15 protein-coding genes and 1 pseudogene are annotated in these 21,885 nt (G+C 62.0%); 13 read left to right on the top strand and 3 right to left on the bottom strand.

Annotation, left to right across the window (positions count from 1 at the left end):
- Nucleotide 1 precedes the first annotated feature (1 nt).
- The 7 genes from glmS to R1A29_RS28995 all read left to right on the top strand — a co-directional run bounded on the left by glmS (nucleotide 2) and on the right by R1A29_RS28995 (nucleotide 10,813).
- Nucleotides 2–1,834, top strand: a complete 1,833-nt coding sequence (glmS, locus tag R1A29_RS29025) for a glutamine--fructose-6-phosphate transaminase (isomerizing) (RefSeq protein ID WP_438300234.1) — start codon at nucleotides 2–4, stop codon at nucleotides 1,832–1,834.
- Between the two features lie 404 nt (nucleotides 1,835–2,238).
- Entirely contained in the window at nucleotides 2,239–3,930 is a 1,692-nt protein-coding gene (gene hutU / locus R1A29_RS29020; protein WP_114886513.1) for a urocanate hydratase, read from the top strand.
- 2 nt (nucleotides 3,931–3,932) lie between these two features.
- On the top strand, nucleotides 3,933–5,465 hold the full coding sequence (gene hutH / locus R1A29_RS29015; RefSeq protein WP_438300233.1) for a histidine ammonia-lyase: 1,533 nt from the start codon (nucleotides 3,933–3,935) through the stop codon (nucleotides 5,463–5,465).
- A gap of 97 nt (nucleotides 5,466–5,562) precedes the next feature.
- On the top strand, nucleotides 5,563–6,969 hold the full coding sequence (locus tag R1A29_RS29010) for an amino acid permease (protein ID WP_085731279.1): 1,407 nt from the start codon (nucleotides 5,563–5,565) through the stop codon (nucleotides 6,967–6,969).
- A 116-nt stretch (nucleotides 6,970–7,085) separates the two neighbouring features.
- A complete protein-coding gene (locus tag R1A29_RS29005; RefSeq protein ID WP_438302104.1) occupies nucleotides 7,086–8,012 on the top strand; it encodes a LysR family transcriptional regulator in 927 nt (308 codons plus the stop codon).
- 104 nt (nucleotides 8,013–8,116) lie between these two features.
- A complete protein-coding gene (locus R1A29_RS29000; RefSeq protein ID WP_438300232.1) occupies nucleotides 8,117–8,743 on the top strand; it encodes a glutathione S-transferase family protein in 627 nt (208 codons plus the stop codon).
- Nucleotides 8,744–8,788: 45 nt separating this feature from the next.
- Nucleotides 8,789–10,813 carry a 2Fe-2S iron-sulfur cluster-binding protein gene (locus tag R1A29_RS28995; protein WP_438300231.1) on the top strand — a complete coding sequence of 675 codons (2,025 nt, stop codon included), beginning with the start codon at nucleotides 8,789–8,791 and terminating at the stop codon, nucleotides 10,811–10,813.
- Here R1A29_RS28995 and R1A29_RS28990 read toward each other — a convergent pair.
- Complete coding sequence (locus R1A29_RS28990; RefSeq protein ID WP_438300230.1) at nucleotides 10,810–12,222, bottom strand: glycosyltransferase family 4 protein; 1,413 nt, start codon at nucleotides 12,220–12,222, stop codon at nucleotides 10,810–10,812. The genes R1A29_RS28995 and R1A29_RS28990 overlap by 4 nt on opposite strands.
- Nucleotides 12,219–12,401 (bottom strand): annotated as a pseudogene (locus R1A29_RS28985) (ABC transporter ATP-binding protein); the annotation flags it as partial. The pseudogene R1A29_RS28985 and the gene R1A29_RS28990, both read right to left, overlap by 4 nt.
- A 605-nt stretch (nucleotides 12,402–13,006) precedes the next feature.
- Here R1A29_RS28985 and R1A29_RS28980 point away from each other — a divergent pair.
- From R1A29_RS28980 to R1A29_RS28955, 6 genes are read left to right on the top strand one after another with little or no spacing between them, the layout of a single operon-like run.
- The gene (locus R1A29_RS28980) at nucleotides 13,007–14,569 is read left to right on the top strand and encodes a glycosyltransferase (protein ID WP_438300229.1); all 1,563 of its coding nucleotides are present in this window, start codon (nucleotides 13,007–13,009) and stop codon (nucleotides 14,567–14,569) included.
- Nucleotides 14,563–15,867 (top strand): glycosyltransferase, encoded by a 1,305-nt coding sequence (locus tag R1A29_RS28975; protein WP_438300228.1) that lies wholly within the window; start codon nucleotides 14,563–14,565, stop codon nucleotides 15,865–15,867. Before R1A29_RS28980 ends, R1A29_RS28975 begins: the two co-directional genes overlap by 7 nt.
- A complete protein-coding gene (locus R1A29_RS28970; RefSeq protein WP_438300227.1) occupies nucleotides 15,864–17,018 on the top strand; it encodes an acyltransferase family protein in 1,155 nt (384 codons plus the stop codon). Before R1A29_RS28975 ends, R1A29_RS28970 begins: the two co-directional genes overlap by 4 nt.
- On the top strand, nucleotides 17,012–17,830 hold the full coding sequence (locus R1A29_RS28965; protein WP_367255368.1) for a class I SAM-dependent methyltransferase: 819 nt from the start codon (nucleotides 17,012–17,014) through the stop codon (nucleotides 17,828–17,830). Before R1A29_RS28970 ends, R1A29_RS28965 begins: the two co-directional genes overlap by 7 nt.
- Nucleotides 17,831–17,878: 48 nt before the next feature.
- Nucleotides 17,879–19,072: a DUF3142 domain-containing protein gene (locus tag R1A29_RS28960; RefSeq protein ID WP_438300226.1), complete on the top strand. Its 1,194-nt coding sequence runs from the start codon at nucleotides 17,879–17,881 to the stop codon at nucleotides 19,070–19,072.
- Nucleotides 19,059–21,194 (top strand): hypothetical protein, encoded by a 2,136-nt coding sequence (locus tag R1A29_RS28955; RefSeq protein WP_438300225.1) that lies wholly within the window; start codon nucleotides 19,059–19,061, stop codon nucleotides 21,192–21,194. The genes R1A29_RS28960 and R1A29_RS28955 overlap by 14 nt, the downstream gene beginning before the upstream one ends.
- Here R1A29_RS28955 and R1A29_RS28950 read toward each other — a convergent pair.
- The gene (locus R1A29_RS28950; RefSeq protein WP_438300224.1) at nucleotides 21,191–21,820 is read right to left on the bottom strand and encodes a LysE family translocator; all 630 of its coding nucleotides are present in this window, start codon (nucleotides 21,818–21,820) and stop codon (nucleotides 21,191–21,193) included. The two genes, R1A29_RS28955 and R1A29_RS28950, sit on opposite strands and share 4 nt — an antisense overlap.
- Nucleotides 21,821–21,885: the final 65 nt, after the last annotated feature.

Raw genomic sequence — 21,885 nt, 5'->3', positions numbered from 1 at the left:
CATGTGTGGAATTGTCGGCGCGGTAGCTGAACGTAATATCACCGCCATCCTGGTCGAAGGCCTCAAGCGCCTCGAATACCGGGGTTATGACAGTGCCGGTGTGGCGGTGTACACCAATGACGGCACGCTGGAACGCACCCGTCGTGTGGGCAAGGTCAGCGAACTCGACGCGGCCCTGGCGGAACACCCGCTGGTAGGCCGTCTCGGCATTGCCCATACCCGTTGGGCAACCCACGGTGCGCCGAGCGAACGCAATGCTCACCCGCATTTCTCCGGCAACGTTGCGGTGGTGCACAACGGCATCATCGAAAACCATGAGGCGCTGCGCGAGCAACTGAAGGCGCAGGGTTACGTGTTCTCTTCCGACACTGACACCGAAGTCATCGCCCACCTGCTGACCGAAAAACTCAAGGCGCTGCCGGACTTGACCGACGCGCTGAAGGCAACGGTCAAGGAGCTGCATGGCGCCTACGGTCTGGCGGTCATCCACGCACTGCAACCGGATCGTCTGGTCGCGGCTCGCAGCGGCAGCCCGCTGGTGATCGGTCTGGGCCTGGGCGAAAACTTCCTCGCGTCCGACCAACTGGCCCTGCGTCAGGTCACCGACCGTTTCATGTACCTGGAAGAGGGCGATATCGCCGAAATCCAGCGTGACAAGGTGCAGATCTGGGACGTGACCGGCAAAGCCGTCGAGCGCCAGACCGTGCAGTACACCGACGGTGCCGAAGCCGCCGACAAAGGCGAGTTCCGCCACTACATGCTCAAGGAAATCCACGAGCAGCCATCCGTGGTGCAACGCACGCTGGAAGGTCGTCTGAGTGCCAACCAGGTGCTGGTGCAGGCGTTCGGCCCGCAAGCCGCCGAACTGTTCGCCAAAGTGCGCAACGTGCAGATCGTCGCCTGCGGCACCAGTTACCACGCCGGCATGGTTGCCCGTTACTGGCTTGAAGAGCTGGCCGGGATTCCGTGCCAGGTCGAAGTGGCCAGTGAGTTCCGCTACCGCAAGGTGGTGGTGCAGCCGGACACGCTGTTCGTCACCATTTCCCAGTCCGGCGAAACCGCCGACACCCTGGCCGCACTGCGCAACGCCAAGGAGCTGGGTTTCCTCGGCAGCCTGGCGATCTGCAACGTCGGCATCAGTTCGCTGGTGCGCGAATCCGACCTGACTCTGCTGACCCAGGCCGGCCGCGAAATCGGCGTGGCCTCGACCAAAGCGTTCACCACGCAACTGGTCGGCCTGTTGCTGCTGACCCTGTCCCTGGGCCAGGTCCGCGGCACCCTGGAAAAAGGCGTTGAAGCCCGACTGGTCGAAGAACTGCGCCGCCTGCCAACCCGTCTGGGCGAAGCGCTGGCCATGGACAGCACCGTGGAAAAGATCGCCGAACTGTTCGCCGACAAGAACCACACCCTGTTCCTCGGTCGTGGCGCGCAATACCCGGTCGCGATGGAAGGGGCCCTGAAACTCAAGGAAATCTCGTACATCCACGCCGAAGCCTATCCTGCTGGCGAACTGAAGCATGGCCCGCTGGCGCTTGTGGATAACGACATGCCGGTGGTCACCGTTGCGCCGAACAACGAACTGCTCGAGAAGCTCAAGTCCAACCTGCAGGAAGTCCGTGCCCGTGGCGGCGAACTGATCGTGTTCGCTGACGAGAAGGCCGGGATGACCAACGGCGAGGGCACCCACGTGGTGCAGATGCCGCACATCCACGACATCCTGTCGCCGATCCTTTACACCATTCCGCTGCAACTGCTGTCGTATTACGTCGCTGTGCTCAAGGGCACTGACGTGGACCAGCCGCGCAATCTGGCGAAGTCGGTGACGGTGGAATAAGTTATCCACATGCCGCAATAGACGATCACAGCCTGGAGACTCACTCAGTCTCCAGGCTGTGGGATGTTTCCCACTTTTTGTTACCGAACACCCCAGCGCGGTGCAATGCCACGCTTCTGTAACAGCTTCTCTGCTTTCAAAAAGCGTCCCTTCGAAAAAAATTCAATCACTCGATGCCCCGTGATTTCGGTGTTCTCGCCGATGTCCGCCGGGTTTGTCGGACAGCTTTTCCATAAGTTGGCCGTTCAATTGCATATGCTTGTATGTACAAGTAAAGACGTATGCATACGAGTCGAACAAAACTCCGCATAACGTCCACTGATTCGCTTGTCGCGCATTGAAGCGCACAAGCCGCTTGCCCATCGCCAGGGTTGGTTTGAATTGATCGCTGAGGAGTCTTTTTCGTGACTGACGCAAAAACTACTAAATTCCGTGACGTTGAAATTCGTGCATCGCGCGGCAACAAGCTGACCGCCAAGAGCTGGCTGACCGAAGCGCCGCTGCGCATGCTGATGAACAACCTCGATCCGGAAGTGGCCGAAAACCCGAAAGAGCTGGTGGTCTACGGTGGCATCGGTCGCGCCGCGCGTAACTGGGAGTGCTACGACAAGATCGTCGAAAGCCTGACCAACCTGAATGACGACGAAACCCTGCTGGTGCAATCGGGCAAACCGGTCGGCGTGTTCAAGACCCACAGCAATGCGCCGCGCGTGCTGATCGCCAACTCCAACCTGGTGCCGCACTGGGCGACCTGGGAACACTTCAACGAACTCGACGCCAAAGGCCTGGCCATGTACGGCCAGATGACCGCCGGCAGCTGGATCTACATCGGCAGCCAGGGCATCGTCCAGGGCACCTACGAAACCTTCGTCGAAGCCGGTCGCCAGCATTACGATTCCAACCTGAAGGGCCGCTGGGTCCTGACCGCCGGCCTCGGTGGCATGGGCGGCGCCCAGCCGCTGGCCGCGACTCTGGCCGGTGCGTGCTCGCTGAACATCGAATGCCAGCAGGTGAGCATCGATTTCCGCCTGAAAAGCCGTTACGTCGACGAGCAGGCCAAAGACCTCGACGACGCCCTGGCGCGCATCGAGAAATACACCAAGGAAGGCAAGGCGATCTCCATCGCGCTGCTGGGCAACGCCGCCGAAATTCTCCCGGAACTGGTCCGTCGTGGTGTGCGTCCGGACATGGTCACCGACCAGACCAGCGCCCACGACCCGCTCAACGGTTACCTGCCGGCCGGCTGGACCTGGGACGAATACCGCGCCCGCGCCAAGACCGAGCCGGCCGCTGTGATCAAGGCCGCCAAGCAGTCGATGGCGGTGCACGTCAAAGCCATGCTGGATTTCCAGAAGCAAGGCATCCCGACCTTCGACTACGGCAACAACATCCGCCAGATGGCGCAGGAAGAGGGCGTGGAAAACGCCTTCGACTTCCCGGGCTTCGTACCGGCCTACATCCGTCCGCTGTTCTGCCGTGGCATCGGCCCGTTCCGCTGGGCGGCGCTGTCGGGTGATCCGCAGGACATCTACAAGACCGACGCCAAGGTCAAAGAGCTGATCCCGGACGACGCGCACCTGCACAACTGGCTGGACATGGCCCGCGAGCGCATCAGCTTCCAGGGTCTGCCGGCGCGGATCTGCTGGGTCGGACTGGGGCAACGCGCCAAGCTCGGCCTGGCGTTCAACGAAATGGTCCGTCGCGGCGAGCTGTCGGCGCCGATCGTCATTGGCCGCGACCACCTCGACTCCGGCTCGGTCTCCAGCCCGAACCGTGAAACCGAATCGATGCAGGATGGCTCGGATGCAGTCTCCGACTGGCCACTGCTCAACGCTTTGCTGAACACCGCCAGCGGCGCGACCTGGGTTTCGCTGCACCACGGTGGCGGCGTCGGCATGGGCTTCTCGCAACACTCGGGCATGGTGATCGTCTGCGACGGGACTGACGAAGCAGCCGAGCGTATTGCTCGCGTGCTGCACAACGACCCGGGCACCGGCGTCATGCGTCACGCCGATGCCGGTTACCAGATCGCCATTGACTGCGCCAAGGAGCAGGGCTTGAACCTGCCAATGATTACTTCGGTTAAAGGAGCCTGAACATGACTGCACTGAACCTGATCCCTGGCCAACTGAGCCTGTCCCAACTGCGTGCTGTCTACCAGAACCCGGTCAAACTGACCCTCGACTACAGCGCTGCTGCACAGATCGAAGCCAGCGTCGCCTGCGTCGAGCAGATCCTCGCCGAGAACCGCACCGCCTACGGCATCAACACCGGTTTCGGCCTGCTGGCCTCGACCCGCATCGCCAGCGAAGACCTGGAAAACCTGCAGCGCTCGCTGGTGCTGTCCCACGCCGCCGGCGTCGGCCAGCCGATCAGCGATGAGCTGGTGCGCCTGATCATGGTGCTCAAGGTCAACAGCCTCAGCCGTGGTTTCTCCGGTATCCGCCGCGTGGTGATCGACGCGCTGATCGCCCTGATCAACGCCGAGGTTTACCCGCACATTCCGTTGAAAGGTTCGGTCGGTGCGTCCGGTGACCTGGCACCGCTGGCGCACATGTCGCTGGTGCTGCTGGGCGAGGGCAAGGCGCGCTACAAGGGCGAGTGGATGGAAGCGACCGAGGCCCTGAAGGTCGCCGGTCTGACCCCGCTGACTTTGGCGGCGAAGGAAGGTCTGGCGCTGCTCAACGGCACTCAGGTGTCTACCGCATTCGCCCTGCGCGGTCTGTTCGAAGGCGAAGACCTGTTCGCCGGCGCACTGGCGCTGGGTGGTCTTACAGTTGAAGCGGTGCTCGGTTCGCGCTCGCCGTTCGACGCCCGTATCCACGCCGCCCGTGGCCAGAAAGGCCAGATCGACACCGCCGCCGCTTACCGCGATCTGCTCGGCGAGCGCAGTGAAGTCTCCGACTCGCACCAGAACTGCGAAAAGGTCCAGGACCCATACTCGCTGCGTTGCCAGCCGCAAGTCATGGGCGCGTGCCTGACCCAGTTCCGTCAGGCTGCCGAAGTGCTGGTGATCGAAGCCAACGCAGTCTCCGACAATCCACTGGTGTTTGCGGCCGAAGGCGACGTGATTTCCGGCGGCAACTTCCACGCCGAGCCAGTGGCCATGGCTGCTGACAACATGGCATTGGCCATCGCCGAAATCGGCTCGCTGAGTGAGCGCCGCATCTCGCTGATGATGGACAAGCACATGTCGCAACTGCCGCCGTTCCTGGTGGCCAATGGTGGTGTGAACTCCGGTTTCATGATTGCCCAAGTGACGGCAGCGGCCCTTGCCAGCGAGAACAAGGCCTTGGCCCATCCGCATTCGGTGGACAGCCTGCCGACCTCCGCCAACCAGGAAGACCACGTGTCGATGGCCCCGGCTGCCGGCAAGCGCCTGTGGGAAATGGCCGAAAACACCCGCGGGATTCTCGCGGTGGAATGGCTGGCGGCGGTGCAGGGCCTGGATCTGCGCAACGGCCTGAAGACCTCGACCAAACTGGAAAAGGCCCGGGGCATTTTGCGTCGCGAAGTGCCGTTCTACGAGAAGGACCGCTTCTTTGCGCCGGACATCGATGCGGCGACCGAACTGCTGGCTTCGCGCACGCTGAATGACCTGGTTCCGGCGAACCTGCTGCCGAGTCTGTAAGTGCCTCATCGCCAACAGGCTGTCTTCCACTTTGTGTGGAGGCCGGCCTGTTGGCGTTTCGATTTTTGCGTCGAATAAAAATAAATAAGGACGAAAAATGCAGCAGTCAGCAAAAGGTTTGAAACGCGGGCTCTCGGCCCGACACATTCGCTTCATGGCCCTGGGATCGGCGATCGGTACCGGGCTGTTCTACGGTTCTGCGTCAGCCATTCAGATGGCCGGTCCTGCGGTTCTGCTCGCTTACCTGATCGGTGGCGCGGCGGTGTTCATGGTCATGCGCGCCCTCGGCGAGATGGCGGTGCACAACCCGGTCGCCGGCTCGTTCGGGCAGTACGCCAGCACCTACCTCGGCCCCATGGCGGGCTTCATTCTCGGTTGGACCTACGCGTTCGAAATGGTCATCGTCGGCATGGCCGATGTGACGGCGTTCGGCATCTACATGGGCTTCTGGTTTCCGGAAGTCTCGCGCTGGATCTGGGTGCTGGGCATCGTTTCGGTGGTTGGCGGGCTGAACCTGTGCAACGTCAAAGTCTTCGGTGAAATGGAGTTCTGGCTGTCGTTGCTCAAGGTCGCAGCCATCGTCGCGATGATCCTCGGCGGCTTCGGCATCATGCTGTTCGGCATCAGTACCGCCCCCGGTCAGGCCACCGATATCAGCAACCTTTGGACTCAGGGCGGCTTCATGCCCAACGGCGTGGGCGGTCTGATCGCCTCGTTTGCGGTGGTGATGTTTGCCTTCGGCGGCATCGAAATCATCGGCGTGACTGCCGGTGAAGCCAAGGACCCGCACCGTGTATTGCCCAAAGCGATCAACGCCGTGCCGATGCGCATCCTGCTGTTCTACGTGCTGACGATGCTGGTGTTGATGTCGATCTTCCCGTGGCAGCAGATCGGCAGCCAGGGCAGCCCGTTCGTGCAAATCTTCGACCACTTGGGCATCAGCTCGGCGGCCACCATTCTGAACATCGTGGTGATTTCGGCGGCGGTGTCTGCGATCAACAGCGACATCTTCGGTGCAGGCCGGATGATGTACGGCCTGGCCCAGCAAGGGCATGCGCCGAAAGGCTTCGCGCGCCTGTCGCGCAATGGCGTGCCATGGCTGACGGTGATCGTGATGAGCTGCGCGCTGCTGCTGGGTGTGTTGCTGAACTACCTGATTCCGGAAAACGTGTTCCTGCTGATCGCGTCCATCGCGACCTTCGCCACGGTGTGGGTGTGGCTGATGATTCTGTTCACCCAGGTGGCCATGCGTCGTTCCATGACAGCCGAGCAGGTGGCGCAATTGAAATTCCCGGTACCGTTCTGGCCGTATGCACCGATGGCGGCGATTGCTTTCATGTTGTTCGTCTTCGGTGTGCTGGGTTACTTTCCGGATACTCAGGCAGCACTGATTGTCGGCGTGGTCTGGATCGGATTGCTGGTGCTGGCGTATCTGACATGGGTCAAACCGGCGGCCGGACAGGCTGCGCGGGTGACTGGCGATCAGCCGGTTTCTCAGTCCTGACCTGATCGGGAAACATTCCGGGTCTGCATCGCGTTGTCGGGATGCAGGCACCCGGAATCGAATCACAGATGAATCGCAGCAGTTGCTGCGATTTTTTTATCCACTCCGAGGACACCATGGATCGCTTCCAGGAAATGCAGGTTTTCGCGACCGTTGCTCAGGAGCAGGGTTTTTCCGCGGCGGCGCGGCGCTTGGGGCTGTCGGCGGCCAGCATCACCCGGGCGGTGGCGGCGCTGGAGCAGCGGATCGGTACGCAGTTGCTGATTCGCACCACCCGCAGCGTGCATCTGAGCGAGGCGGGCCAGCGTTACCTGGAAGACTGTCGGAGGATTCTTGCCGAGGTGCAGGAAGCGGAAGACTCCGCCGCCGGCAGCCACACTCAGCCCCGTGGGCAATTGACGGTGACGGCGCCGGTGCTGTTCGGCGAGCTGTTTGTCACACCGGTGATGGCGGGTTATCTGACGCAATACCCGGACGTTTCCATCAACGCGTTGCTGCTGGACCGCGTGGTGAGCATGGTCGAGGAGGGCGTCGATGTGGCGATCCGCATCGGTGAGTTGCCGGACAGCAATCAGCATGCGATCCGGGTTGGTGAGGTGCGGCGGGTGATCTGCGGCTCGCCGGGGTATTTTGCCGTTCACGGTCGGCCAACCCATCCCCAGGCACTGGCCGGCGCGCCTGTGGTGGCGACCTCGTCCATCGGTCAACTGCGCAACTGGCCGTTTCTGGAGGACGGTGAGCCCTTGGCCGTGCGCCCCGAGCCGCGACTGGTGGTCACCGGCAATCAGGCGGCAATCACCGCCGCTTGTCTGGGGCTCGGGTTGACCCGGGTGCTGTCTTATCAGGTCGCCGGCAAGATCGCTTCCGGGGAGCTGGAAATCGTCCTCGCCGAGTACGAGTTGCCGCCGTTACCAATCCATGTCGTGTATCAGGGCGGGCGCAAGGCACCGACCCGGGTGCGCAGTTTTGTCGACTACGCCGTGAACGCCTTGCGCGGGCATCCGGCCCTGAAAAACGCGGCGTTATTTCATCCAGAGAAATAATGGATTGCATTTGCTGGTGATTCTGTTGTTTTCGCGATAGGCGGAAGATGGCTGCCACGGTTGTCGTCCATTCCGGGCGACGCAAAAGTCCAGCGGAGTCGACCATGCAAGCGATCAAACTCTACAACTTCCCGCGTTCCGGCCACGCCCACCGGGTCGAGCTGATGCTGTCACTGCTGCAATTGCCGACCGAACTGATCTTCGTCGATCTGGCCAAGGGCGAGCACAAACAGCCCGAGTACCTGGCGATCAACAGCTTCGGGCAAGTACCGGCCATTGATGACAACGGCGTGGTGCTGGCCGATTCCAACGCGATTCTGGTGTATCTGGCGCAGAAGTACGGCAACGGTCGCTGGCTGCCAAGCGATCCGGTCGGCGCGGCGCGCGTCCAGCGCTGGCTGTCGGCGGCGGCCGGGCCGATTGCCTTTGGTCCGGCGGCGGCGCGGCTGGTCACTGTGTTCGGGGCAAAACTCAATGCCGATGAAGCGATCACCCGTGCGCACAACCTGCTCAAGGTGATGGACCTGGAACTGGGCAAGACTCCGTTCCTGGTCGGCAGCGAGCCGACCATCGCCGACGTCTCGGCCTACAGCTACATCGCCCATGCCCCGGAAGGCAATGTGTCGCTGGACGACTACGCCAATGTGCGCGCCTGGCTGGCGCGGATTGAAGCATTGCCCGGTTTCGTCGCGATGCCACGTACCGTTGCCGGTCTGCAAGCCACGGCTTGAGTCTCGTCATCCAGACTGCGCCGCTGGCGTGGGGGAGAGGTCGTCATGGAACGTTCACCCTGGCACGCCGGCGAGCGGCAACTGCAAGCGCAGGTCGGTGTTGCCGAGCGCATGGAGGAATTCGGTCGCAAGGTGATTCGCACCTGGATGCCGGATCAGCACCGTCAGTTCTATCAGCAATTGCCCTTCATGCTGTTCGGCGCGGTGGATGCCGATGGCCATCCGTGGGCCAGCGTATTGGAGGGCGAGCCGGGTTTCGCTCACTCTCCCGAGCCGACGCAGTTGCACTTCGACAGCCTGCCTGCTGCCGATGACCCGGCGCAGTTGCAGGCCGGTGCGGCGATCGGTCTGCTCGGCATCGAGTTGCACACTCGTCGGCGCAATCGCCTCAATGGCCACATCGGCAATCTTGGCGCTGGCGGTTTCGATTTGACGGTGGATCAGTCCTTCGGCAACTGCCCGCAGTACATTCAGTTGCGCCAGTTCCAGCGGGTGCCGTTGACGGATCCGCAGACCCGGCGCGCAGAGCACTTCGACGGGCTTGATGACGCGGCGGTCGCGCTGATCGAAACGGCCGACACCTTCTTCGTCGCCAGTTATGTCGATGTCGATGGCGAGCGCTCGGTGGATGTTTCCCACCGTGGCGGCCAGGCCGGTTTCGTGCGGGTGGAGGGCAATCGCCTGACCATCCCGGACTTTGCCGGCAACCTGCACTTCAACACTCTCGGCAACCTGCTGCTCAATCCCCGGGCCGGCTTGCTGTTCATCGACTTTTCCACAGGTGACGTGCTGCAGCTCAGCGGCCGCACCGAGGTCATTCTTGAAGGACCGCAAATCGCAGCCTTCCAGGGCGCCGAGCGGTTGTGGACGTTCGAGGTGGAAAAAGCGGTGCGGCGTCCGGGGGCGTTAGCCCTGCGTTGGCGCTTCGACGGCATGTCGCCGACCAGCCTGCTGACCGGCACCTGGGCCCAGGCCGATGCACGTTTGCAGGCGCAGGCGCTGGGTAACAGCTGGCGGCCGCTGCGGGTGGCGCGGATTGAAGCGCAAAGCCGGCACATCCGTTCGTTCTACCTCGAACCCGTGGACGGTGCCGGTCTGCCGGTGTTTCAGGCCGGGCAGCATCTGCCGCTGCGTTTCACCCTCGATGGCGAAGTGTTCATTCGCACTTACAGCCTGTCGGGTGCGCCGTCGGACGACTTCTTCAGGATCAGCGTGAAGCGTGAAGGGCGGATATCGACGCACCTGCACGATCAGGTGCGCGTCGGCGATGTACTGGAGGCGCGTTCGCCCCAAGGGCATTTCACCGTGGCGCCGCTGGAGCGCAGGCCATTGGTGTTGCTGGCGGCCGGGGTCGGGATCACGCCGTTGCTGTCGATGCTCCGCGAGGTGGTGTATCAGGGCCTGCGCACCCGGCGGATTCGTCCGACCTGGCTGATCCAGAGTTCTCGCAGCCTTGCCGACCAACCGTTTCGCGCGGAGCTGGACCGGTTATTGGAGGATGCTGGCGAGGCGGTGCGGGTGTTGCGCCTGCTCAGTCAGCCGGAGCCCGATCTGGTGGAAGGCGAGGATTACGACCTGCACGGGCGCATCGACGGTGCCCTGTTGAGGAACCTTATCGACGAATTTGATCAGATCGACTTTGTGCTCTGCGGCCCCGGCGCTTTTACCCAGGGTCTTTACGACAGCCTGCGTGAACTGGACGTGCGTGACGACCAGATCCACGCCGAAACCTTCGGCCCTTCGACCCTCAAGCGTCAGGCCGATCCGGATGCCGTCGTGATCGAACAATTGCCGGCTGCCACCACTTCGGTGCCGGTGGTCTTCGAACGTTCGGCCAAGGAAGCGCGGTGGCAACCCGATGGCGGCAGTCTGCTGGAACTGGCGGAAAGCCGTGGCCTGCGCCCCGAGTTCAGCTGTCGCGGAGGATCATGCGGCACCTGCAAGACGCGGTTGATCAGCGGCGCAGTGAATTATCCACAGCCCCCGGCCGAAGTGCCGGAGGAAGGACAAGTGCTGATCTGCTGTGCGGTGCCGGCGCAAAGTGCCCAGCCGCTGGTGCTGGATCTTTAGCGGCCAAAGCGTACGACAGCACCGGGTCTGTGGGCCTCGGGGGGAGGGGCCAATGCCAGTGACTTCGTTGGAGTCGCAGGCGTTTGCAGTACGTGGCGTGCAGTACGTTCAGCCAATTGCAGACTCGCTTCGCGCCAGCCGATCCATTGCCAGTCGGTCACATCCCGGTCGGCGGGGAATCGGCCGCTGCACTCGAAGGCGGTCACCAGATCGGCGAGGCGTTGCGGATCCTGCAAATCGAAATAGGCCATGAACTCCCCACCGATCTCGCGGAACACTGCAATGTCGCTACCCATTGCAGGCAACCCGCGTTGCATGGCCTCAACCAAAGGCAAGCCGAAGCCTTCGACATACGAGGGGAATACCAATGCACTGGCATGAGCGTATGCGTATTCAAGACTGGTGTCGTTCAGGTCATTGAACATGAACAGTCGCCGGTTGTACTCAGGATGATTGCGCACCCGGGCGAGCAGGGCGTCGCACTTCCAGCCGATGTTTCCGGCTATGCACAGTCGTGCGTTCGAGCCAGTGGCCCATGCCCGGTCAAAAGCATCCATCAGGTATTCGTGGTTCTTGCGTGGTTCGATGGTGCTGACCATCAGAAACACCGGCTCTTGTGTTGTAAACAAGTGTTCCAGGCGAGGGTCGACGACGGCGTTGACACTCTGCAGATCCAGCTCGGATCCAAGGTGGAAATAGTCGAACCAGCACTTTTCGGCCTTTGTCGAACCGATGCGGTGTTTTATCTCTTCGCGCAACTGATCGCGCACTGTGGCGGAAATCGCCACATAGCCGTCGGCAGTACGGGTGATCCAGTCAAACCATTCACTGAAAACCTGCACCAGTCGCGTTTCGTAAAAATGCGGGTGGGTCAACGGAATCAGATCGTAGATCACCGCAATGATGCCCACGCCTTCGCGTTTGAGCTTTTCGGCATGCGGGAAAAAATCCGAATGCCAGGACGAGTCCAGCAGCACCAGTTGATCGCCCGGCCGGTGTTGCAGCGGTTCACAACGCTGGGGCAGCTGGTAGCGGTTAACCCTCTGGACGAGCCGCGGTGGAATACCGAACAGTGCGAATGCGGACAGCCTATAGGCTACGTACAGTGCGCGTCGCGTCAGTTTTGTCCGGCAGCGACGGTCAATCCGGTGATACAACTGCCCGAAACGGTGTGCCAGTCTCCCAACGCGTTCGCCAAACCTGACGATGGCGTTCGACAACGGCGAGTCCAGCGGTGCAAGGCGTGTTACGCGGTAGAGTTTGCCATTGAGCAGGATCACCGGCATGCATTCGACACCTTCAGCGCTCGGCGGTAGTTGGTTGATGACATTGCGGACTACCCGCTGAATCCCCGAATTGACTCTTGGGTTCTTGAATACATGGGTGCATTCGACCAGAAGACGGGTCATGGCGTGGGCTCCACCAGGGCGGCAGTGCCCCGGGTGATTGAAGTGCTGGCTCCCAGCCACGAGCAGCCAACGAAATCTTCCTGACGGTTGTTGGTCACGTGGAAACCCAGCCCGTAATCGCGCCATTCGAAATTGCGATCCAGATGCGAGTCCAGCCGGGAAAGGCTCAGGGCCACGGAACAAATGAAGACGCCGGGCAATTGCCGCCGGAGATCGATAAGGCTTGGTGGATACTTAAGGTCAACGGGCAAGGCTGCAGGTAGCACTTCCCGCGACGAGGCATCGAGCATCAAGCGCAATTGAATTTGTTGTCCCACGAATCCGCTGTGATCGGTGACGAACAGACTTCTTTTCAAACAGCGACCCCTTGGTCTTCAACTCTCACCTCTCCCCACAGGCTTGATGGGGATGTCTATCAGATCGAGAAAAAGTCCCGATAGAAAAGACAGGTGCAGTCGTTGTTGTAGTTGTTTGGTTACCAATCTGTGCCAATTGCGCAGCAATTTCAACTGACCAAACCGTGACCGGTCAGTTCTCGTCAGCTTAGTCCGGTTTTTTCTTGCCGGGCGGTTCACGAACCTTGAACGGATGTGTTTAGAATGCCCCTCGTAGCGGTTGGCCGAGCGTTGCCTGAGTGCTCGCGCAACACGGCGCAACCGACCCATAAAACAAGAACGAAGACGTGCTCCAGCACACGGGACGAATGCCGGCCATGCCGACCCGATCCGATGCCTGGCCGTCATAGCGTGAGGCTGCCGGGATGGTGGTCGCAGCGTGGGATGCCATGAATTTCATTCTCTACTCGGACGTCAACGACCGCTCCATCAGCCAGAGTCTCGGGCGTCCCGAATACAGCTATTACTTCGTGCTCAAGGCCTATCGCCCGGTACTCGAAAGCCTGGGACGGGTGCATGTGGTGTCCACCAGCGCCGAGGTCGACCCGCTCTATCGACAATTGCTCGCCGCCGGGGAAAGCAGCGTTTTCCTGTCCTTCACTCCGCCACAAAATACGCCGGCCGATCTGGAGTGCCCGACGATCTGCGTGATTGCCTGGGAGTTCGACTCCATCCCCGATGAGTCGTGGGACGGCGATCAGCGTCAGGACTGGACGCAGATGCTCGCACGGCAAGGACAGGTCATCACGCTGTCGAGCCACACCGCCCGGGCGATCCGCCGGGCCATGGGCGAAGATTTTCCGGTTCTGGTATTGCCGACACCGCTATGGGAAAACTTCGCGGCCATTCGTGAGCAGCATGTCAGTGCGCCGATCAATTGCGGTGCAAGCCTGGCGATCAAGGGCTGTATCTTCGATAGCCGCACGTTGGGATTGTCCGCCGATGATCTGTTGCCCAAACCGCTGACCGCCGAGCAACTGGCCGAGATCGAGGCGCACCGCCCGCCACCCCTGACCTTCAAGCGTCGCCTGGTGATTGCCCGTCACTATCTGCGTCTGTGGGTGTTGAATCCGGGCGACCAACCCGAGCCAATGCCCCGCGTTAAGTATTTGCATCACGGATACTGGGAAGGCTTTCGCGATCTGATGCCGGACCCGGTCCATGCCTGGCTCGAACGGCGCCTGCCGAACATTGCCGGGCCCCACGAAGTGGCAATAGTCGAACCACCGCCACTGGAGTTGCCGGACACGACCGCAGTGGTTGAAACCACGGTCGAGGGCGTGATCTACGTCACCGTGTTCAACCCCAGGGATGGCCGCAAGAACTGGCATCAACTGATCACGGCGTTCTGCTGGGCCTTTCGCGAAACACCTGACGCGACGCTGGTGCTGAAGATCACCCAGAACGATCTGGCGTCCTACTACAGCGAACTGATGACCCTGCTCGCGCAACTGACACCGTTCGCCTGCCGGGTGCTGGTGCTGCACGGCTATCTGGACGATCCGCAATATGCGCGGCTCTACCAGGCCGCCAGTTTTTACGTCAACGCGTCACGTTGCGAAGGCCTGTGCCTGCCGCTGATGGAGTTCATGTCCAGCGGCAAACCGGTGATCGCTCCGGATCACACGGCCATGGAGGACTACATCGACGACTCGGTGGCCTTCGTCGTCAAGTCCAGCGAAGAACTGACGATCTGGCCCCAGGACACACGCATCCTCTATCGCACCCTGCGCTATCGACCGGACTGGGGCTCGCTCAAAAGTGCCTACGAAAACAGTTACCGGATGGCCAGGACGCAACCGCAGGACTATCGCCGAATGTCGGTTGCCGCCGTCGAGCGCATGCACGACTACTGTGCCTTCGCCCCGGTGCAACAGCGCCTGGCGGACTTCTTCGGCCTGGTGCCAGCGGTTGTCGATACCGCACCCGTGACGGACAACGCCTCATGCTGATCATCATTCATTCGGAAACCAACCAGCACACCATCGCGCAGAACCTCGGCCGTTCCGAGTACAGCTATTACTTCGTGCTCAAGGAATACCGACCGGTGCTCGAGCGCCTCGGGCGGGTGGTGGAAGTGACGGACCCGGCCCGCGAAGTCGATGCGCTGTACCTGGAATGTCTGGCCCGAGGCGAACCGTGTGTGTTCCTGTCGTTCTCGCCGCCGCATCGCACGCCGATCCATCTGGCGTGCCCGACATTGCCGGTGTTCGCCTGGGAGTTCAGCACCATCCCCAACGAGCCTTTCGACGGCGAACCACGCAACGACTGGCGCACGGTGCTGAGCACCTGCGGGGCGGCAATCACTCACTCCAGCTACACGGTCCACGCTGTGCGCGAAGCCATGGGCGCCGACTACCCGATTGTCGCGGTGCCGGCACCGGTGTGGGACCGCTTCGCAGCCCGCGGTGTGCAACTGCAAGGTCAGTCCCAGACAGGGCCGGTACGCCTGAAAATCAAAGGGCTGGTGGCCGACAGTCGTGAACTCGATCTCGACGCTTTCGCCCCGAAGCCTCTGCGCCGTGGCCAGGGCATCGACTTTGAGGCGCCGGTTCGTGAGCAGGAGTTGCTGCTGGATGGCGTGGTGTACACCTCGGTGTTCAACCCCGGCGACGGGCGCAAGAACTGGGAAGACATGCTCAGTGCGTTCTGCGTGACTTTCCGTGATGTTGAAGACGCCACCCTGGTGCTCAAACTCACTTACCACGATGCCGAGGAAGCCCTCAGCGACATTCTTCATCACTTGTACAAAAACCAGTCGTATCGCTGCCGTATCGTACTGATCTACGGCTACCTCGCGGATGTGGACTACGAGCGTCTGGTTCAGGCCACTCGCTACGTGGTGAATACGTCCTACGGCGAAGGCCAATGCCTGCCGCTGATGGAGTTCATGTCCTGCGGCAAACCGGCGGTGGCACCGCGCACCACGGCGATGATCGATTACCTGAGCGAAGACAACGCGTTCCTGGTCGAGTCCACGGACGAACTCACCGCATGGCCTCACGATCCGCGCAAGGCGTTCCGCACATTGCGCTACATGACCAACTGGGCGTCGGTCTGCGTCGCCTATCGCAACAGTTATGAGGTCGCGAAACACGATCCGCAGCGATATGCGCAAATGGCCGCCGGGGCGGTCAGCAGCCTGCAGGGATTCTGCAGCCAGGCGGTGGCCGAGCAGCGTTTGCAGGTCTTTCTGGCGCAGTTGTTCGAGCACCGGGCCGCTGCAGACACAACGGTGTCCCGGGCATGAGCGGCAAACGAATCCTGGACATCGAAGTACTGCGAGCGATCGCAGTGCTGGGTGTGCTGATTCATCATATGCAGGGCAGCCTGTTCACCGACCCGGTGCCATTGCTGGAAAAAATCCACGCCTGGGCCCAGCCCTGGTGGGGCGTCGACCTGTTTTTCGCGATCTCCGGATTTGTCATCGCCCGCAGCCTGATCCCGGCGCTGCAAGGTTGTTCGACCCGTCAGGAATACTGGGAGCAGACGCGCAACTTCTGGCTGCGACGGGCCTTCCGCCTGTTGCCGTCGGCCTGGCTATGGCTGGCCCTGATGTTGCTCGCATGCGTGTTTCTCAATCGCTCCGGGGCTTTCGGCACGTTGCACGCCAACCTGCAAGCGACGCTGGCCGGCGTGTTGCAGTACGCCAACTTTCGCTTTGCCGACAGCTTTTTTCATTACGAGTACGGCAGCAGTTTCGTGTACTGGAGCCTGTCGCTGGAAGAGCAGTTCTATCTGCTGTTCCCGCTGCTGATTCTGGTGTTTCGCAAGCGTCTTGTCTGGGCGTTGCTGGCGCTGGTCGCGGTGCAATTGTTTACCCTGCGCACGCCGATACTGATGGTGATTCGTACCGATGCGCTGGCTCTCGGCGTGTTGCTGGCGATGTGGAGCCTGCAGCCGTCCTGGCGGCGGTGGGAGCCGACCTTCCTGCGCCGCCCGTGGGCCGGAGTGTCTGCACTGGTCGTGCTGGCGTTGCTGTTGAGCTACATGGCCACCGACCGCTTTACCTTCGTTTCCTGGCGCATCGGCGCAATAGCCGTGCTCGGCGCTTTGCTGGTATGGATCGCTTCGTACAACCGCGACTACCTGCTGCCGGCCGGTCGATTGCAGCGGTTGATGGCATGGATCGGCAGCCGTTCCTACGGCATGTATCTGATCCACATCCCGGCCTATCAACTGGTGCGTGAACTGATCTTCCGATTGCAGAGTGCCGGTCTGCCGAGCCCGGCGGGGCATCCGGTCGTGACGCTGCTGATTGCCGGTGGCCTGATCGTGCTGCTCAGCGAGCTGAATTATCGTTTCATCGAAATGCCGATGCGCAATCGCGGCGCCGCCCTGGTGCGGCGTCTCGGTACATCGCGCAACGCCGTCCCATCCTCTGGAGCCACCTCATGCTGAGCCTTTTGAAGAAACTCACGGCGCCGACGTCCGTCCCGGTAGCCGCGCAGCCTGCTGCCGACAAAGTCGATCCGTATATGCTCGGCCTGCACGATGCAATGCTCAGCGGCTGGTTCAACCAGGAGACCGGCGAGCTGTTCAAAGGCTTCCCGGTGACCGCCGATGACACCTTGCTCGACGTCGGTTGTGGCGACGGTGGCAACGTCCATTTCTGCGGCATGCGCGGGGCGAAAATCATCATCGCCGACATCGACGGCGCCAAGGTCGAAGCCACCCGCCAGCGCTTGAGCGATACACCGGCCCGCGGCGTCGAGTGCCACGTCACCGACTGCAACCCGCTGCCGATCGCCGATGGCACCGCCACGCGCGTGGTCTCCACCGAAGTCATCGAACACGTTGATGACCCGGCACAGTTCCTTGCCGAACTGGTACGTGTCGGCCAATCGGGTGCGCTGTACCTGCTGAGCGTGCCGCACCCCAGTTCCGAAGATCTGCAGAAAGACATCGCGGCGCCGGAGTATTTCCAGAAGCCCAACCACATTCGCATCATCAGTGAAGAGCAATTCAAGGCGATGGTCAGCGAGGCAGGGCTGGAGATCATCAGCCACAGCCAGTACGGGTTTTACTGGTCGATGTGGATGATGCTGTTCTGGGAAGCCAAGGTCGAATTCAGCAACCCGGATCATCCGCTGCTCAACCATTGGGCCGAGACCTGGCAAGCGGTGCTCGATTCGCCGCGCGGCGCGCAGATCAAGCAGGCACTGGATGCGGTGGTGGCGAAAAGTCAGGTGATCATCGCCCGCAAGCCCTGAGTGCTTTTGTGTAACCTTGCAGCCTGATGTCTCAGGGATCTGCAAGGTATGCGCTTTTTTATCGGGTGGTCAGCCGTGGTGGCGGTGTTGCTGCTGTGTGGTTGTGAACGCCAGGATGCCGCGCCACTCGATCAGCAACTCTACGTCTGGCAAAGGCAATGGACGTCGGCCCATGAACTCGCCCTGAAGGACAGTCATGGCGCCTTCTCGACGCTTCGGGTGCTGGCGCTGCAAGCCTTCCCGAATGCCGGATGGAATCGGGCACGCGTCGATTCCGCGCTGCTGAAGCAGGATGCCCGACCGTTGATTGCGGTGATTCGCCTCGACGGCCAGCTCAAGGCGCTCGACCAGCAAGCCGTCACGGCGCAGATCCTGCAGGTGCTCGCCGACTGGCAAGGGCAGGGACTGACCTTGAGCGGCGTCGAGATCGACCATGACGCCGGCAATGCCCGATTGCCGGCTTACACCGAATTCCTTACTCACTTGCGCGGCGCATTGCCGGCCAACCTGCCACTGAGCATTACTGCGTTACCCGCCTGGCTCGACAGCCCGCAATTGCCGACGCTGCTGGCGACCGTCGACAGCAGTGTGTTGCAGGTGCACGCCGTCAGCGATCCCCGTCGAGGTCTGTTCGACCCCGAGCAGGCCCGGCGCTGGGCCAACGCCTGGGGGAGGGTGACCGACAGACCGTTCTACCTGGCGCTGCCGGCCTATGGCGTGGCGCTGTTGCCGGACGCCGGTGGCGCTCCGGTGGTGGAGAGTGAAGTCACACTGGAACGCAGCGGCGAGCGACGCGAGTTGCTTGCCGATCCGCAGCAACTGAGCCGGCTGGCCAGTGAATTACGCGAGGATCGCCCGGCGCATCTGGCCGGTCTGATCTGGTTTCGCCTGCCGCTGGCCAACGACCGCCGGGCCTGGAGTCTGAGCACGCTGCGGGCGGTCGCCCGAGGCGATGCGTTGAGCAGCCAGCTCGGCCTGACGTTCACTGAACACAACGGCCTGCAAGACATCGCCCTGCGTAACGTCGGCAACCTGGACAGCGCCTGGCCCGCGCGCATCACCGTCAAGGCACGGGACTGCGACGGCGCCGATGCGCTGGCCGGTTATGCATTGCAACAGACTGCGGATCTGCTTACCTTCACCCGCTTGCGCGACGGCCGATTGCCGGCGGGCGGGCAGCGTGCGATCGGTTGGGCACGTTGCGCAAATATTGATCAAGGAGGTTCGCATGTTGACCCGTAACTGGCCCCGCCACCTGCTTTGCCTGAGCCTCAGCCTGCCGCTGGGCTCGGCGCTGGCCTGCGGCCCGGATTTCCCGATGCGTCTGCTCGACGATCGCGGACAATCCCTGACGGAACTGCCGGAGGGCAACTTCAGGTTCGAGATCAGTCGCCTCGGCAAAGCCATTCCCGGGCTGAAGAACGTCACGGCGGTCACCTACAACCCGGACGACATCTATGGCGAACCGAAGGAGCCCGCTGAGTTGCGCGAGAAGGCCGAGCAGCTTGGCCTGAGCGCGGAGCAGCAGGCGCTGGTCAAACAACTGCGCAGCCTCACCGATGCGCGTCAGGTCGAGGAGCAGGGCGCGAGCCTGCCGGCGGAACTGCGTCTGTATGTGGCGGGCGCCGTGGCGTTCGGTGCCGGTGATCATCAACTGGCGGTCGAGTATTTCCGCCAGTTGCTGGCGCTGCCGGCCGATCAACGCGCGCTGCGCAGCACCTGGGCCGCTTACTCGCTGGGCCGGGCGTTCTTCGCCATGAGCAGCGAAGCGGGTGATGCGCTCGAGGCGTTGGAAAACGCCATCGAAGCCTTCCGCCAGACGCGGCAACTGAGCATCGACGGTTTCAGCGATCCGCTGGAGCTGGGCGTGGCCAGCCTCGGCGAAGAAGCACGAGCGCTACGCACGGCGGGCAGTTGGGACAAGGCCATCGAACTCTATGCCACGCAAAACCTGCACGGTTCGAACGTTGGCTACAGCTCGTTGAAGCTGTTGATGAACGATCTGGCCGAAGAACCCGAAGATCGGCTGGAAAAGTTGCTGCGTGGCAAAGCGGTGCAGCAATTGGTGACTGCGTCGCTGATCAGCCGGATCGGCTGGTCGTTCGGCGATGAACCACCGAATCAGAAAAAGCTGATCAAGGCCTTGCAGGAAAGTACCCGTGGCAGCCTCGATAACGCGGATCGTCTGGCGGCCATGAATTATCAACAGGGTGATTACGCCAGCGCCAAGGCATTCCTCGAACACGCCGGTGACAGTGGCCTGGCGTGGTGGCTGCGGGCGAAACTGGCGGTACGCGACGGTGATAAAAACGCCGCTGCAGCGGCTTATGCCAAAGCCGCGCAAGCCTTCCCGCAGGACGAGTCCTGGGGTGAACGGCGTACCGCCGACTGGAATCTGGAATCCCTTCAGCCCAAATGCCGGGTCGAAGGTGAAAGCGCGATTCTGGCGCTGCAACGTGGCGAGTATCTGCAGGCGTTCGATCAGTTGTATCGCAGCCAGAGCATTTACTGGTTCGACGCCGCGACCGTGGCCGAGCGGGTCCTGACGCTTGATGAGCTCAAGCAGTATGTCGATGCCAAGGTTCCGGCGCCGCCCGCGCTTAGCCAGAAGGATCGCGACAATTACGTGCCGCTGCCGGTGGCCGCGAGCCTGCGTAATCTGCTGGGTCGACGCTTGTTGCGTGAGGGTCACTACGAAGAGGCGGTCGGCTATTTCGACAATCCCGATCTGCAGCACAAGGCCCGACTCTACGGCCAGCAACGCCTGAAAGCCGATTCGGCGTGGTGGCCGACCAAGCGTGCCAGTGCGCTGTTCAATGCCGCGTGGACGGCCCGCGAGTGGGGCATGGATATTCTGGGCTACGAAATGGCCCCGGATTACGCGACCTTCGGCGGCAACTACAGCCTGGAAACCCCCGAGCTGAAAGTCGGGCCGCTGGTGAGCGAAGCCGAGGTGCAACGGCAGAAGGCCAGTGAAGCGCAGCCGGATGAGCGCTATCACTACCGGTTCGTTGCCACGGCGCTGGCCAGTCGTGCGGCGGATAACCTGCCGCACACCAGCCAGGCATTCGCCGCCGTGCTGTGTTCGGCCGCCGGATGGAACAGCAGCCTGGAAGAGCAAAGTGCGTTGTACAAGCGCTATGTCGATGAAGGGCCTTACGTTCCATGGGCCGTGGATTTCGGTCATCAGTGCCCGTATCCGGACTTCGAAAATGCCGACAAGCGCTATGTCACCCAGGTGACCGACTCGGTGCGTTCGACTCTGCGGCCCTACAAGTGGCCGGTGATCGGTGCGATTGTCGCGTTCACGGCCGTTGCGTTGTTGCTGGTTACCCGCCGTCAGCGCAAGGCCCGCAAAGCCTAAGCCTGCTGCACGAACGTCAGGCGCACGGCAAAGCCGATCAACAGGCTGCCGAATAACCACTGCTGCACCCGTTGGGCCGTCGGGCTGTGTTTCAGCCAGCGGCCCAACGCCGTGCCGAGCAAGGCATAGGCGCTGTCGAACAGCAATCCTGCGGCCACCAGCATCGCGCCGAGCACCGCAAACTGCGTCAGCACCGGTGCGCCATCCGCCACGATGAATTGCGGCAGAAGCACCGAGCAAAACAGCAAGGCTTTCGGGTTGAGCAGGTTGGTCAGCAGGCCGCGACGGATCGCTGCGCGCCACTGACCCTGGCAGTCCGTTACGGTGCCGGCGTTCAGATCCGGCAGCAGCGTGGTGCGCAGGCATTGAATGCCGATCCACAGCAAGTACGCCGCCCCGGCCATCCGCACCGCATCGAACGTCCACGGCGCAGCCTTGAACAGCGCCGCCAGCCCCAACGCCGCGAGCGCAACATGACAACCTCGGGCAACCGCCAGACCCACCGCCGTGGCCAGCGCTGCGCCGCGACCCTGGCGGGCACCGGTCTGCAACAGCAGGATCATGTCCGGGCCGGGCAGTAGATAGACCACCGCCAAAGCCAGGAAAAACAGCCAGAGACTCGCCATGTCGCACCCCTTTCGTTGTCGATTCGGTGCAATCAGTCTATGACCGAGGGGCAGGGCAGGTGCTT

The organism is Pseudomonas sp. NMS19W (genome assembly GCF_051554255.1).
In the GTDB taxonomy this organism is placed as follows: Bacteria; Pseudomonadota; Gammaproteobacteria; order Pseudomonadales; family Pseudomonadaceae; genus Aquipseudomonas; species Aquipseudomonas kribbensis.
Note: the sequence above shows the minus strand (reverse complement) of the source record. Positions and strands in the feature narration are given on the sequence as shown.

Coding starts and splice junctions, on each gene's coding strand:
- R1A29_RS28960 (WP_438300226.1), top strand. CDS start 17,879: ATGCGCTTTTTTATCGGGTGGTCAGCCGTGGTGGCGGTGTTGCTGCTG.
- R1A29_RS28995 (WP_438300231.1), top strand. CDS start 8,789: ATGGAACGTTCACCCTGGCACGCCGGCGAGCGGCAACTGCAAGCGCAG.
- R1A29_RS28965 (WP_367255368.1), top strand. CDS start 17,012: ATGCTGAGCCTTTTGAAGAAACTCACGGCGCCGACGTCCGTCCCGGTA.
- R1A29_RS28950 (WP_438300224.1), bottom strand. CDS start 21,820: ATGGCGAGTCTCTGGCTGTTTTTCCTGGCTTTGGCGGTGGTCTATCTA.
- R1A29_RS29010 (WP_085731279.1), top strand. CDS start 5,563: ATGCAGCAGTCAGCAAAAGGTTTGAAACGCGGGCTCTCGGCCCGACAC.
- R1A29_RS28980 (WP_438300229.1), top strand. CDS start 13,007: ATGAATTTCATTCTCTACTCGGACGTCAACGACCGCTCCATCAGCCAG.
- R1A29_RS28990 (WP_438300230.1), bottom strand. CDS start 12,222: ATGACCCGTCTTCTGGTCGAATGCACCCATGTATTCAAGAACCCAAGA.
- hutH (WP_438300233.1), top strand. CDS start 3,933: ATGACTGCACTGAACCTGATCCCTGGCCAACTGAGCCTGTCCCAACTG.
- R1A29_RS29005 (WP_438302104.1), top strand. CDS start 7,086: ATGGATCGCTTCCAGGAAATGCAGGTTTTCGCGACCGTTGCTCAGGAG.
- R1A29_RS28975 (WP_438300228.1), top strand. CDS start 14,563: ATGCTGATCATCATTCATTCGGAAACCAACCAGCACACCATCGCGCAG.
- R1A29_RS29000 (WP_438300232.1), top strand. CDS start 8,117: ATGCAAGCGATCAAACTCTACAACTTCCCGCGTTCCGGCCACGCCCAC.
- R1A29_RS28970 (WP_438300227.1), top strand. CDS start 15,864: ATGAGCGGCAAACGAATCCTGGACATCGAAGTACTGCGAGCGATCGCA.
- glmS (WP_438300234.1), top strand. CDS start 2: ATGTGTGGAATTGTCGGCGCGGTAGCTGAACGTAATATCACCGCCATC.
- R1A29_RS28955 (WP_438300225.1), top strand. CDS start 19,059: ATGTTGACCCGTAACTGGCCCCGCCACCTGCTTTGCCTGAGCCTCAGC.